This is a genomic window from Micromonospora sp. HK10 (assembly GCF_000982955.1).
Taxonomy (GTDB): Bacteria; Actinomycetota; Actinomycetes; order Mycobacteriales; family Micromonosporaceae; genus Micromonospora.
The window spans coordinates 1-12,300 of record NZ_KQ058718.1; the positions used below are offsets into that span (position 1 = coordinate 1).

A 12,300-nucleotide genomic window follows, 5' to 3' on the forward strand; every position below is an offset into this window, starting at 1 on the left:
GCCACAGGTCGACGTGGTCGGTGCCGAGCCGGCGCAGCGACGCCTCCAGGGTGCGCAGCAGGTGCCCGCGCGAGCCGTCCCGGCGGCGCCCGCTGCCCGGCCGCAGGCCCGCCTTCGTCGCGATCAGCAGCTCTTCCCGGGGCACCAGGCTGCCCAGCAGCGCGCCGATCACCGACTCGGCGTCGCCGTCGGCGTACACGTCGGCGGTGTCGATCAGGTTTCCACCCGCGTCGAGGTAGCTCTTCAGCTGGGCGGCCGCGTCGTCGGCATCGGTGTCCCGTCCCCAGGTCATGGTGCCGAGCGCGAGCCGCGATACCGCCAGCCCGCTTCGGCCGAGCGGTCGCTGTTGCATGCGTGAACCTTATTTGGAAGCCGGCGTCACGGATATCCTCGCCCGGAGTCAACTTCCTGCTCAACCTTCCGGCCGGTGTGACGTGTTCGAGGCGAGCCGGTGGTCGGCCGTCCCATCGGCATTGCGTAACCTGATGCGACCTGTGGTGCGGACGGTGGGAGGACCAGTGCGACTCGGGCTCAGCCTCGGATACCAGACGGCGTGGAGCACACCCGCCGACCACCTGGCCCTGGCCCAGGAGGCGGACCGGCTCGGCTACTCGGTGGTGTGGGCCGCGGAGGCCTACGGCTCCGACTCGCCCAGCATGCTCGCCTGGATGGCCGGCCAGACCGAGCGGATCGACGTGGGCGCAGCGGTGATGCAGATCCCCGCCCGCACCCCGGCGATGACCGCGATGACCGCGGCGACCATCGACGCGCTCTCCGGCGGCCGGTTCCGGCTCGGCCTGGGCGTCTCCGGCCCGCAGGTCTCCGAGGGCTGGCACGGCGTCCGGTTCGCCAAGCCCCTGGCCCGCACCCGGGAGTACGTCGACATCGTGAAGCTCGCGGTCGCCCGCAAGCAGGTCGCGTACGACGGCGAGCACTACACCCTGCCGCTGCCCGACGGGCCGGGCAAGGCGCTGCGGCTCGGCTTCCACCCGCCGCGCGAGCACATCCCGATCTACCTGGCCGCGGTCGGCCCGAAGAACCTGGAGCTGGCCGGCGAGATCGCCGACGGGTGGCTGGCGGTCTTCTACGCCCCCGAGTTCGCCGAGGAGCAACTCGCCTCCGTCCGGGCCGGGCGGGCCAAGGCCGGCCAGGAGCTGGCCGGCTTCGACATCGTTCCGTCCGTGCCGGTGGTGGTGGGCGACGACATCGCCACCTGCGCCGAACTGGTCCGCTGGTACGCCGCCCTCTACGTGGGCGGGATGGGCAGCCGCCAGCAGAACTTCTACAACCAGCTTGCCACCCGGATGGGCTACGGCGACGAGGCCCGCGAGGTACAGGACCTCTACCTCGCCAAGCGGCAGCGCGACGCCGCCGCCGCGGTGCCGATGGAGTTCATCGACCGCACCTCGCTGCTCGGGCCGAAGGAGCGCATCGCCGACCGGATGCGGGAGTACGCCGCCGCCGGCGTGACCACCCTGTCCGTGTCGCTGTTCGTGGCCGACCGGGACAGCGGCGTGCAGACCCTGCGTACCGTCGCCGAGGCGCTGGAACTCTCCGGGGTCGGCGAGTGACCTGGGTCGAGGCCATCGTCCTGGGCATCGTCCAGGGGCTCACGGAATTCCTGCCCGTCTCCTCGTCCGGACACCTCCGGATCACCTCGGCGATCTTCTTCGGCCGGGACGCCGGCGCGTCGTTCACCGCGGTGACCCAGCTCGGCACCGAGGCGGCCGTGCTCATCTACTTCTTCAAGGACATCTGGCGGATCGTCCGGACCTGGTGCCTCGGGCTGGTCGACCGTTCCGTCCGGTCGAGCCTCGACTACCGGATGGGCTGGTACGTCATCGTCGGCACCATCCCGATCGGCGTCCTCGGCCTGCTGTTCAAGGACGCCATCCGGGACACCGCCCGGAATTTGTATCTGATCTCCTTCACGCTGATCTTCTTCGCCCTGGTGCTGGCCTTCGCCGAATACTGGGGCCGGCAGACCCGCACGCTGGAGAACTTCCGGATGCGTGACGGCGTCGTGATGGGCTTCGCCCAGGCCATGGCGCTGATCCCCGGGGTGTCCCGCTCCGGCGGCACGCTCACCTTCGGCCTGCTGCTCAACCTCACCCGGGAGACGGCGGCCCGGTACTCGTTCCTGCTGGCGATCCCCGCGGTGGTGCTCTCCGGCGTGTTCAGCCTCGGCGACGTCTTCGAGCCGGCCGAGCCGGGCACGGCGGCACCGAGCGTGGCGCAGATGGTGGTCGCCACGGTGATCGCCTTCGCCATCGGGTACGCGGCCATCGCCTGGCTGCTGCGCTACGTCGCCCATCACACGCTGTACCTGTTCGTGCTCTACCGGGTGGCGCTCGGCACGCTGGTCCTCTGCCTGCTCCTCACGGGGACGATCAGCGCTACGTAGGTTGTGCTCGGCTTGCGCTTGTTGTGGGCTTCGTCGTGGGCGTTGTCGCGGTGGGGACGCCGCTGGCCGGCACCCTGGTTCGGGTGCCGGCCAGCGGTCATGTTCTGCGCTTGTGGCTGGTGCGGTGGGTCAGCTGTTCCAGTGGTGGGCGACGATGTCGGCGGCCTGCTGCTCCCACTGGGCGTAGGCGTCCGGGTAGGCCGACACCTGCACGGTCTGGGCGGCCTCGGTCAGCGGCATGTCCTGCCAGCCGTCGATCTGCTTCAGACCCTTCTCGAACGCCAGGGTCGCGTACTCGGGGTCGGTGATCTGCTCCGGCGTGCCCCAACCACTGGAGGGGCGCTGCTGGAACAGGCCCAGCGAGTCGTGGTCGTTGCGGTCGCCGAGGTGGCCCAGGTTCTCCAGCTTCGACTCCTGCAGCGCGGTGGCGATGGAGATCACCGCGGCCCGCTCCGGCAGCCCGGCCTTCTTCGTGGCGGCGATGATCGCCTTGGCGTTGGCGGTCTGCTCGTCGGTCAGGTCGATACGCGACTGGGCGCCCTGCACGCCGTGCGGGATCAGCTTGCCGGTGTCCGGCTTGTCGGCCTGCACGACCGCGACCGGCTTGGCATCGGCCGGGTTGGCGTGGGCGGCGATCGGACCGGCGAACACGCCACCGGTGAAAGCCAGACCAGCAATACCCAGCACGCTCTTACGCAGCATCGTGTTCATGGTGAAGCTCCATTCGGGGGTTGGCGCACACCACCGACGGGGGGGGGTCGGCCAGCGCGTGCGCAAGCACCGTCAGGCGCTCAACAAGGGGGAAATCCTCGGGGCATCAGCGCCCACCCCAGGGAAGTTCTGCGGGGCTTGGACCGACGCGGTGAACCGGGTGCTTCCCGGCCAATTTGTCGGCGCCGGTAGGCGCACACACCCCAAGGGAAGTCTTTGGGGGATCGTCCGGGCCGCGGGGCGGGGCCTCTTCGCGGCGCCGGGACCATGTGTAACGACCGGCGGCCCACCATCATTCCCGGGGGCCCACACCCGCCGGGGCGGGGCGCTCTTGCTCGGCCGTTCACCCGGATACAACGACCCGCCCCCGCCAACCATTCCGCCGCCCGAGTGCCGCCCACCACCCCGAGAACCGGACAGACCGCACCAAACCGCCCAGCCCACGCAGGCCACCACCCCGTCGGTGGAACGCCATGGGTGTATCCGGACCCCGGAGACACCCACAGCGTTCCACTCACCATCGCCCAGCAACCCAGCAGCCCTGGCGACCAACGAGCGAGGAGCCGCAAGCCGCGAGCCACGAGCGAGGAGCCACGAGCGGCGAGCGAAGAGCGACGAGCGAAGAGCGACGAGCGAAGAGCGACGAGCCACGAGCCACGAGCGACGAGCCACGAGCGACGAGCCACGAGCGACGAGCCACGAGCGACGAGCCACGAGCGGCGAGCGGCGAGCTCGCCCGGGACTCCCGGCGCCCCGCGCCCGCCCGCGAACCCCGGCACGCCGTGCCGGTTTTGGGTCGCATGTCCGGGCCGTGGCCTCAGACTGTGGTGGTCCGGTGGCGGTTATTTCTCGTTGATCCACTCCGATTGCGGCAGGTCGTGGTGTGAGTTGCGGTCGAAGGGCCGCTTTGCCGCATTCCGCGTTGATCAAGCCAGAGTCGGAGGGCGCCGGCCCGTCGTCGACGCTGAGCGTTGGAGATCGTGGACGCCTCGCCGCGGGGTGATTGAGTCGACGAGGGGCCCATCCCACGACGTGGATCGGGGCCCGCCGTGACCGGCGCAGGGATCGAGCCTGACCGCCCGAAGCCGGGCACGGCGGGGCCCACCCCCAACCGCAACCACCGACATGCCGCAGGGCGACGGATCAAGAACGAGCACCGACAACGGCACCCAGCTGCCGGGGGCGACGGATCATCGGAGTGACCTGGCGCGGCAGGACCACCGAACCGGCCGGCCCCCGAGGCGGGGGCCGGCCGGAACGGGTAACTAACTGGTTACCAGAGCTGCTGGACGATGTCCGCCGCCTGCTCCTCCCACTGCGCGTACGCGTAGGGGTAGGCGGACACCTGGACGGTCTGCGCCGCGGCGGTCAGCGGCAGGTCGTGCCAGCCGCCCACATTCTTCAGCGCGTTGAAGAACGCCTTCGAGGCGTAGTCCGGGTCGGTGATCTGCTCGGACGTGCCCCAACCGGACGACGGGCGCTGCTGGAACAGACCCTCGGAGTCGTGGTCGTTGTACGCGCCCAGGTGACCCAGGTTGTACAGCTTCGACTCCTGCAGCGAGGTGGCGACGCCGATCACGGCGCCCCGTTCACCCACGCCGGTCTCCTTGGCCGCCTTGACGATGGCCTTGGCGTTGGCGAGCTGAGCGTCGTCGAGCGGGATGCGCGACTGGGCGCCCTCGACGCCGCGCGGGATGAGCTTGTCCCGGCCGGGCGGGTTGGCCTTGGCAGGGACCTTGTCACTGCCGGTGGTGAGGCCCGACTTCACCGTCTCGGTACCCGACTTCTTGCCGGTGGCCAGGTCGATCGCGGCCACGGCACCGGCGTGCGGACCGGTGGTGACCGGCGCGGCGACGGCAGTGGGGCCGAAGGCCAGGCCGCCCAGGGCGGCCACGCCCGCGACGGTCAGCGCAGCCCGGCGGTTCGGGGACTTCGCGACGGCGGTCTTCGCAACGGTGATCTTCGCGATGGCGGCCTTCGCGACGGCGGTCTTCGCGATGGCGGGGAGCCATCGACTGAAGTGCTGCTTCACGATGGTTGCCCTTTCGATCGTCACGACGCGCTCCGGGGTGAGCGCCCCTCAAGGACCTACCGGCGGGTAGGGGTTTGACTGCCGGCGGTACTGGGGACACAACCGGCTCGACGTGTCGGTCATTCCGGAAATGCCGGTGCCGCCGCCAGCTGCGGTCCAGGTCACGAGGGCATCCGGACGGATCGCGCCTCCCCGCGCAGGAGAGCGGGCACCGGACAGCCCGTGCCCACCGAGCCAGCGGCCGGTCAGGCGGGTCGGCAGGCCCCAGCCAGGCTCATAGCGGTCGGACGGCGCAGCCGGTCCGGCCAGAAGCGCGCCGGCCCAGCCAGGACGGGCGGAGATCAGCACGGCCGGGACGGTCAGGCGGAGACCGGCACGGCCGGGACGCTCAGGCGGGCATCGGCGTGCCGAACCGGACCAGGACGTGCCAGAGCTGCTTGAGGTGCTGGAGGGTCACCTCGGGGCCTCCCCGGTCCGCCCAGCGGTGCGGCTCCCGGACCACCGACGCGGCGGCGCGGCCGAGCAGCGCGGCGTGCACCGGCTCCCCCGGGCGGGCGAACTCGGCGTGCACCCGGGCCGCCAGCGGCGGGATGGCCGGCCCACGAAATTCCGCGTCGATGCCGTCGACCGGCAGTTGGAAGCCGTGGTGCCAGCGCAGCGGGAAGCCGTGCCGCCGTGCGGTCCCGGCCAGGATCCGCCCGGTGGCGGTGCCCTGGAACGAGGGGTCCACGACAAGTTCCTCGACGTCGCGGGCCAGGTCCACCGGGCCGTGGACCTGCGCCTCGATGTAGTCGTCCAGCGCCCGCCCGGCCGCCCGGGACGTCCTGGCCCGACGGGCCAGCAGCGTACGCAGCAGGGTCCCGGTGTCCATGCCGGTGACGCCGAGGCTCGCCCCGGTGCCGGCGCTGGCGGTCAGCAGCGCCGCGAGCACCGGCTCGAACACCTCGAGGGTGCCGAATTCGGTCGGCTCGGCGTAGCTGTCCCCGAAGCTGAAGGTGGACCGGGACCGCACCTCCGGGCGCAACCGCAGGTGGCAGGAGCCGAACCGGGGGCACGCGCCGTCCGGATGGTCCAGCAGGTTGAGGCCGCCGTACCGCGGGCGTTCGGCCGGCCGCACGCCGGGCCGCTGGTACGCCCCACCGAACATCTTCTCCTCCCAGCGGTCCCGGTCGCCGCCGGGGAAGGCGGTCAGTCCACCGTTGGAGATGCCGGTCTCGAACTGGCTGCGGTAGACGCCCTCGCCGGCCAGCGCCTCGGCGACCGTGCGGCCGTCGCCGAGCAGGCGGTCCGGGTGGAAGTTGAGGGTGAGCCGGCCGTGCCGGGCCACCGCCGCCAGCACCTCCTCCGCGCGGTAGGTGGTGCCTGCGCCGGCGAGATGCCCGGCGATCACGGCGAGCGCGGCGGGCCGGTCGCGCAGGGCGACGCCGCGGACGTGGTGCAGGGCGGCGGCCTGGGCCGGGGTCAGCAGCGGGTCGGGCACGGGCGCGAGTATCCCGGCGCCGTACGTCCGACGGCGACCCGATTTCTCAACCGTCCGTGCCGAAGCCGTCGAGAGCGGCGCGCTCCTCCGGCGTACGCAGTTCCGGGAAGACGGTGAGGTGCAGCCCGGCCGGGGCGTCGAGGCGGGCGTTGAGCGACTGCCCTGGGGTGACGGTCGGCTCGGGGCCGGCATCTGGCCTCCGGTCCGAGCCGGGCGGTCCGGCCGTGGTGCCGGCGTACAGTGAGGACGGACGGGAGGACGGATGAGCGACGACCGCTATCCGCTGCACCCGGTCGGGCGGGTCGAGTCCCCGCTGACCGATCCGGGGGCGGCGCCGAAGCAGGGCGACGAAGGCGCGCCGGAGGCGTGGCTGGTCTTCGCCGAGGCGTACGCGCCGGCCCTGGACGGGGTGCGGCCCGGCGCGGACGCGCTGGTGCTGACCTGGCTGGACCGGGCCCGGCGGGACGTGTTGGCGGTCCATCCGCGCGGCGACGAGTCCCGCCCCCGCACCGGGGTCTTCGCCACCCGCTCGCCGCACCGACCCAACCCGGTCGGCCTGCACCGGGTGCGGATCCTCGAGGTCGACGGCGTCCGGGTGCGGGTGGCCGACCTGGAGGCGGTGGACGGCACTCCCGTACTCGATCTCAAGCCGGTGCTCGACGGCGAGCGCTGAGCGTCGCCGCGCTGGCCCCGGTCAGTGCCCCCGGGTCAGCCAGTCGTCGAGATGCGGGGCCTCCGCGCCGATCGTGGTGTCCTCGCCGTGTCCGGTGTGGACGACGGTCCGCGGCGGCAGGGTGAGCAGCCGGGTCCGGATCGACGCGATGATGGTGTCGAAGTCGCTGTAGGAGCGCCCGGTGGCACCGGGACCGCCGGCGAAGAGCGTGTCGCCGGTGAACACCGCCCCGAGATCGGCGGCGTACAGGCTGCACGCCCCCGGGCTGTGGCCGGGAGTGTGCAGCACCCGCAGGGTCGTGCCGGCGACCTCGACGGCCTGCCCGTCGACCAGCTCACCGTCGGGCGGGGTGTCCGGGTGGACCAGGTCCCACAGCACCCGGTCGGCGGGGTGCAGCAGCACCGGCGCGCCGGTGGCCCGGGCCAGCTCGGGCGCGACCCGGACGTGGTCGTCGTGGGCGTGGGTGGCGAGGATCGCGCGCACCCGGCGGTCGCCGATCACCGCGCGGATGGCCGCCACATCGTGCGGCGCGTCGATGACGACGCACTCGGCGTCGTCGCCGACCACCCAGACGTTGTTGTCGACGTCGAAGGTCTGCCCGTCCAGCGAGAAGGTGCCGGAGGTGACCGTGTGGTCGACGCGGGCGGTCACGGGAAGACCACCACCGAGCGGAGCACGTCGCCGTGGTGCATCCGGGTGAACGCCTCCTCGACCTGGTCCAGGGCGATCTCCTCGGTGACGAAGGCGTCCAGGTCGAGCCGGCCCTGCCGGTACAGCTCGGTGAGCATCGGGAAGTCGCGGCTGGGCAGGCAGTCGCCGTACCAGCTGGACTTCAGGGCACCGCCGCGGCCGAAGACGTCCAGCAGCGGCAGCTCGACGGTCATCTCCGGGGTGGGTACGCCGACCAGCACGACGGTGCCGGCCAGGTCCCGGGCGTAGAAGGCCTGCTTCCAGGTCTCCGGCCGCCCCACCGCCTCGATCACCACGTCGGCGCCGAAGCCGCCGGTGGCCGCGCGGATCGCCTCGACCGGATCCTCCTCGCGGGCGTTGACGGTGTGCGTGGCGCCGAACCGCCGGGCCCAACCGAGCTTGCGGGAGTCGGTGTCCACCGCGATGATCGTGGTCGCCCCGGCCAGGGCGGCACCGGCCACCGCCGCGTCGCCGACCCCGCCGCAGCCGATCACCGCGACCGAGTCGCCGCGGCTCACGCCGCCGGTGTTCATGGCCGCGCCGAGACCGGCCATCACGCCGCAGCCGAGCAGGCCGACGGCAGCCGGGCGGGCGGACGGGTCGACCTTCGTGCACTGACCGGCGTGCACGAGGGTCTTCTCGGCGAACGCGCCGATGCCCAGCGCCGGGCTCAGCTCGGTGCCGTCGGTGAGGGTCATCTTCTGGGCCGCGTTGTGGGTGTTGAAGCAGTACCAGGGGCGGCCCCGGCGGCAGGCCCGGCACTGCCCGCACACGGCCCGCCAGTTGAGCACCACGAAATCGCCCGGCGCCACCTCGGTGACGCCCTCCCCCACCTGCTCGACGACGCCGGCGGCCTCGTGACCGAGCAGGAACGGGTAGTCGTCGTTGATGCCGCCCTCGCGGTAGTGCAGGTCGGTGTGGCACACCCCGCAGGACTGGACGCGCACCACCGCCTCGCCCGGCCCCGGATCGGGCACCACGATGGTGGTGACCTCGACCGGCGCGCCCTTGCGCCGCGACACGACTCCCCGGACCTGCTGGCTCACGCTGCCTCCCGCTGTGTCGGCGTCCCCTCCCGCGAACCTACCGCCGATCACCGTGGCGGCCCACCGCTGTCCGGCGGTTATCCGCCGCGTCGGCGGGTACGCGGGGCCCGGTTTCCGGCACCGACGGGAGTGATCATGAAGTTGACGCATGCGCCGCTACGGCTGACCATCGGCGCGTTCATCCTGAATTCCGGGCTCAGCAAGCGCAGCCTGGAGGGCGAGGCCGCGGCCGGCATGCACGGCATGGCCGTCGGGGCGATTCCCCAGCTACGGCAGTTCGAGCCGGACCGGTTCGCCAAGCTGCTGTCCCGGTCGGAGATCGCCCTGGGCACGGCGCTGCTCACGCCGTTCGTGCCGTCGCTGCTGGCCGGGGCGGCGCTGACCGCGTTCGGCGCGGGGCTGGTGCAGCTCTACCTCAAGACGCCCGGCATGCGGGAGGGGAACAGCCTCAAACCCAGCCAGGCCGGCATCGGGCTGGCCAAGGACAGCTGGCTCGTCGCGGCCGGGCTGACCCTGATGCTCGACTCGCTCACCCACCGCCGCCTGACCCGCTGAACCGGGCCGCAAGCAGCCGGCCGGCCACCGCGTCGGCGTGGCCGGCACACCGCAACCACCGCGCCGCGTGGCCGGCGGGCCGCAGCCACCGCGTCGCGCGGTCGGCACACCGCAACCACCGCGTCGCGTGGCCGGCGGGCCGCAGCCACCGGGCCGGGCGTACGGTCCGGCCGGGCGTACGGTCCGGCCGGGCGTACGGTCCGGCCGGGCGTACGGCGCCGGCGCTGTGGTGCCGGGTGCGCCGGCTCAGGTCGATGCGGCGAGGGCGAGAGCGGACCGCTCGGCCGCGTACCGGCGGCGGGCGGCGTTGCGGTAGCGCAGCACCTGCACCGCGCCCAGCGCCCAGAGCAGGTACTGCACGGCGAACGCCCAGCGGAACGCGTCCAGCGGTGGGCTGTCCCGCCCGGCCGGGGTAGCCAGGTCGAGCACCACGCCGACGGCGAGGATCAGCAGGATGGAGGCGACGAACCCGCCGACGTTGACGATGCCGCTGGCGCTGCCGATGCGGTGCACCGGGTTGAAGGTGCGCGCGTAGTCGAAGCCGATCATCGAGCCGGGACCGTTGCCGGCCAGCACCACCACCAGCGCCACCAACAGCCAGTGCGGTGCCCGGCCGGGCCAGGCCAGCACCGCCGCCCAGACTGCGGCGGTCCCGGCGGTGATCGAAGACCAGCACCGAGCGGTGGAACGGGTGCCGGGCGCAGAGGTGCGCGATCACCGGCCCACAGACCAGCGTCACCAGGGTCATCACGGTCAGCAGCGACGCCGCCGCGGTCGGCGAGAAGCCCTGTCCCTGCACCAGGAACGGGTAGCCCCAGAGCAGGGCAAAGACCGAGCCGGAGAACTGGGTGACGAAGTGGGTCCACAGGCCCAGCCGGGTGCCCGGCTGCGCCCAGGCCTCGCCGAGCTGCCTGCGTACCGTCGCCAGGTCGGCGGCGACGGCGGGCGCCCGCTCGGTGTGCGGGGTGTCCCGCACGGCGGCCAGCACCAGCAGCAGCACGGTCGCGCCGAGCGCCGCGGCGGTGAGGAACGCCGGCGTCCAGCCCGCGTGGTGCAGCAACGCCACCAGGGGTACGGCGCCGAGCACCGCGCCGAGCTGCCCGACGGTGCCGGTGAGCTGCACCAGCAGCGGGTTGCGCCGGCCGGGAAACCAGAATGCCACGATGCGCAGCACGCTGATGAAGGTCATCGCGTCGCCCAGGCCGACCAGCACCCGGGCCAGCACGGCCAGGCGCACATCGGTGGCCACGGCGAAGACCAACTGGCCGGCGACCATCAGCGCGCCGCCGGCGAGCAGCAGCCGGCGCGAGCCGTACCGGTCGAGCAGCACCCCGACCGGGATCTGCATGGCCGCGTACACGGCGAGCTGGGCGACCGAGAACGTGGCCAGGGCGGCGGCGTTGATCTGGAAGCGGTCCGCGGCGTCCACCCCGGTGACCCCCAGCGAGCTGCGGTGCAGCACCGCCGTCACGTACGCGCCGAGCGCCACGGCGAAGACCAGGGCGGCCCGCCGCCGCGATGCCCTGCCGGGGTGACCCGGGGCCGGATCGGCAGGGCGGGGCGCCGGCGTTCCAGGACGGTCCGGGTCGGCGCGGCGGTCGGGCGCCGACATGCCCCGGCGCGCCGAGGCCGGGTCGGCGGGGCGGTCCGGTGCCGACACGCCCGGGCGCGCTGAGGCCGGGTCGGCGCCCCGGTCGGGCGTCGACACGCCCGGACGCGCCACGGCCAGTTCGGCGCCGCGGTCGGGCGCCGACACGCCCGGGCGCGCCGCGGCCGGGTCGGCGGGGCGGTCCGGTGCCGGTGTTCCTTGCTGGCGCGGGTCCGGAGAGCCGGGGCGGCAGGGCGGGGCGGGGCTCACCGCAGCGTCCGGAGCACGGTCGCGGCGTTGTCGATGTGCGCGCCGACCGCGTCGAGCCAGGCCCGCACGTCATCGCCGTCGAGCGCGGCGAGCTGGGCGGCATGCTCGGCCAGCACCACCTCGGCCCAACCGGGCGACAGCCGGAAACCGGCCTCGCCCATCCGGATCTGCCGGTCGCGCAGGCGGTGGTAGAGCTCGGCGAGGATCTCGTTGCCGGCCGCCTCGACCACGCTGGCGTGGAACGCGCGGTCGGCGGCCATCAGCGCGGTCACGTCCCCTGCCGCGTGGGCCCGGCGCATCTCGTCGAGCCAGCGGGCCAGATCGGGGCGGAGTCGGGCACGGCGCGGCCAGACCCGCTCGGCGGCGTGCAGTTCCACCAGCCGGCGGGCCTCGATGACGTCGGCGATCTCGCGCGCCGACACCGGCCGGATCAGCGCCCCGCGCTTCGGGTAGAGCCGTACCAGGCCCTCGGCCTCCAGACGCAGCAGCGCCTCCCGGACCGGGGTGCGGGAGACCCCCGCCGCCTCGGCCACCTCCCCCTCGCTGATCAGCAGCCCGCCGGGGTAGACCTGCTCCAGGATGGACCGTTTCAGGTGCTGGTACGCCCGCTCCGCGGCCGACGGCGCCGCCACCCCGGATCCCCTGGAATGCGTCATGTATCCATCCTGCATCCCACGCCCTCACCACCTCCCGCCCCTCCCCGCTCCCGTGAGCCACCCCACCCCACCTCACCGATCCGCTGGCCGGGCCAGGGCCGGGGACGGTGGCAGCACCGGCTGCGGCATGTCGTGGCTACCGAGGGCTCGGATACCACCGTTTGCCGCAAACGGAGTCGATCATGGCCGGCGCCG

12 protein-coding genes and 1 pseudogene are annotated in these 12,300 nt (G+C 73.2%); 4 read left to right on the forward strand and 9 right to left on the reverse strand.

Annotated elements, in window-relative coordinates; translation table 11 throughout:
* Positions 1 to 352, reverse strand: a 352-nt coding sequence (locus LQ51_RS06825; RefSeq protein WP_046563826.1) for an aldo/keto reductase, incomplete at its 3' end; no start/stop codon positions are given.
* Positions 353 to 518: 166 nt separating this feature from the next.
* Here LQ51_RS06825 and LQ51_RS06830 point away from each other — a divergent pair.
* Both LQ51_RS06830 and LQ51_RS06835 read left to right on the forward strand, forming a co-directional pair.
* Positions 519 to 1,571 (forward strand): LLM class F420-dependent oxidoreductase, encoded by a 1,053-nt coding sequence (locus LQ51_RS06830; protein WP_046563827.1) that lies wholly within the window; start codon positions 519 to 521, stop codon positions 1,569 to 1,571.
* A complete protein-coding gene (locus tag LQ51_RS06835) occupies positions 1,568 to 2,404 on the forward strand; it encodes an undecaprenyl-diphosphate phosphatase (protein ID WP_046563828.1) in 837 nt (278 codons plus the stop codon). Before LQ51_RS06830 ends, LQ51_RS06835 begins: the two co-directional genes overlap by 4 nt.
* Positions 2,405 to 2,533: 129 nt before the next feature.
* On the opposite strand, the gene LQ51_RS06840 is transcribed toward LQ51_RS06835, so the two are convergent.
* The 3 genes from LQ51_RS06840 to LQ51_RS06850 form a co-directional block, all read right to left on the reverse strand.
* Positions 2,534 to 3,115, reverse strand: coding sequence for a hypothetical protein (locus LQ51_RS06840; protein ID WP_046563829.1), 582 nt, complete (start codon positions 3,113 to 3,115; stop codon positions 2,534 to 2,536).
* A 1,273-nt stretch (positions 3,116 to 4,388) separates the two neighbouring features.
* Positions 4,389 to 5,147, reverse strand: a complete 759-nt coding sequence (locus tag LQ51_RS06845; RefSeq protein ID WP_046563830.1) for a hypothetical protein — start codon at positions 5,145 to 5,147, stop codon at positions 4,389 to 4,391.
* Positions 5,148 to 5,535: 388 nt separating this feature from the next.
* Complete coding sequence (locus tag LQ51_RS06850) at positions 5,536 to 6,627, reverse strand: DUF3626 domain-containing protein (protein ID WP_082159303.1); 1,092 nt, start codon at positions 6,625 to 6,627, stop codon at positions 5,536 to 5,538.
* 262 nt (positions 6,628 to 6,889) lie between these two features.
* On the opposite strand from LQ51_RS06850, the gene tsaA reads away from it, so the two are divergent.
* The gene (tsaA, locus tag LQ51_RS06855) at positions 6,890 to 7,300 is read left to right on the forward strand and encodes a tRNA (N6-threonylcarbamoyladenosine(37)-N6)-methyltransferase TrmO (protein WP_046563831.1); all 411 of its coding nucleotides are present in this window, start codon (positions 6,890 to 6,892) and stop codon (positions 7,298 to 7,300) included.
* Between the two features lie 21 nt (positions 7,301 to 7,321).
* Here the strand turns inward: tsaA and LQ51_RS06860 are convergent, their stop codons facing one another.
* Together LQ51_RS06860 and LQ51_RS06865 are read right to left on the reverse strand one after the other, a co-directional pair.
* Complete coding sequence (locus tag LQ51_RS06860; RefSeq protein WP_046563832.1) at positions 7,322 to 7,951, reverse strand: MBL fold metallo-hydrolase; 630 nt, start codon at positions 7,949 to 7,951, stop codon at positions 7,322 to 7,324.
* A complete protein-coding gene (locus tag LQ51_RS06865; protein WP_046563833.1) occupies positions 7,948 to 9,036 on the reverse strand; it encodes an S-(hydroxymethyl)mycothiol dehydrogenase in 1,089 nt (362 codons plus the stop codon). Before LQ51_RS06865 ends, LQ51_RS06860 begins: the two co-directional genes overlap by 4 nt.
* Positions 9,037 to 9,171: 135 nt before the next feature.
* Between LQ51_RS06865 and LQ51_RS06870 the strand changes: the two genes are divergently transcribed.
* Positions 9,172 to 9,591, forward strand: coding sequence for a hypothetical protein (locus LQ51_RS06870; protein WP_046563854.1), 420 nt, complete (start codon positions 9,172 to 9,174; stop codon positions 9,589 to 9,591).
* Positions 9,592 to 9,837: 246 nt separating this feature from the next.
* Here LQ51_RS06870 and LQ51_RS33750 read toward each other — a convergent pair whose 3' ends face one another.
* The 3 genes and pseudogenes from LQ51_RS33750 to LQ51_RS06880 all read right to left on the reverse strand — a co-directional run bounded on the left by LQ51_RS33750 (position 9,838) and on the right by LQ51_RS06880 (position 12,105).
* The gene (locus LQ51_RS33750) at positions 9,838 to 10,221 is read right to left on the reverse strand and encodes a hypothetical protein (protein WP_231605510.1); all 384 of its coding nucleotides are present in this window, start codon (positions 10,219 to 10,221) and stop codon (positions 9,838 to 9,840) included.
* A gap of 103 nt (positions 10,222 to 10,324) precedes the next feature.
* Positions 10,325 to 11,203 (reverse strand): annotated as a pseudogene (locus tag LQ51_RS06875) (nitrate/nitrite transporter); the annotation flags it as partial.
* Between the two features lie 242 nt (positions 11,204 to 11,445).
* Positions 11,446 to 12,105 (reverse strand): GntR family transcriptional regulator, encoded by a 660-nt coding sequence (locus tag LQ51_RS06880; RefSeq protein WP_046563834.1) that lies wholly within the window; start codon positions 12,103 to 12,105, stop codon positions 11,446 to 11,448.
* Between the last annotated feature and the right edge of the window lie 195 nt (positions 12,106 to 12,300).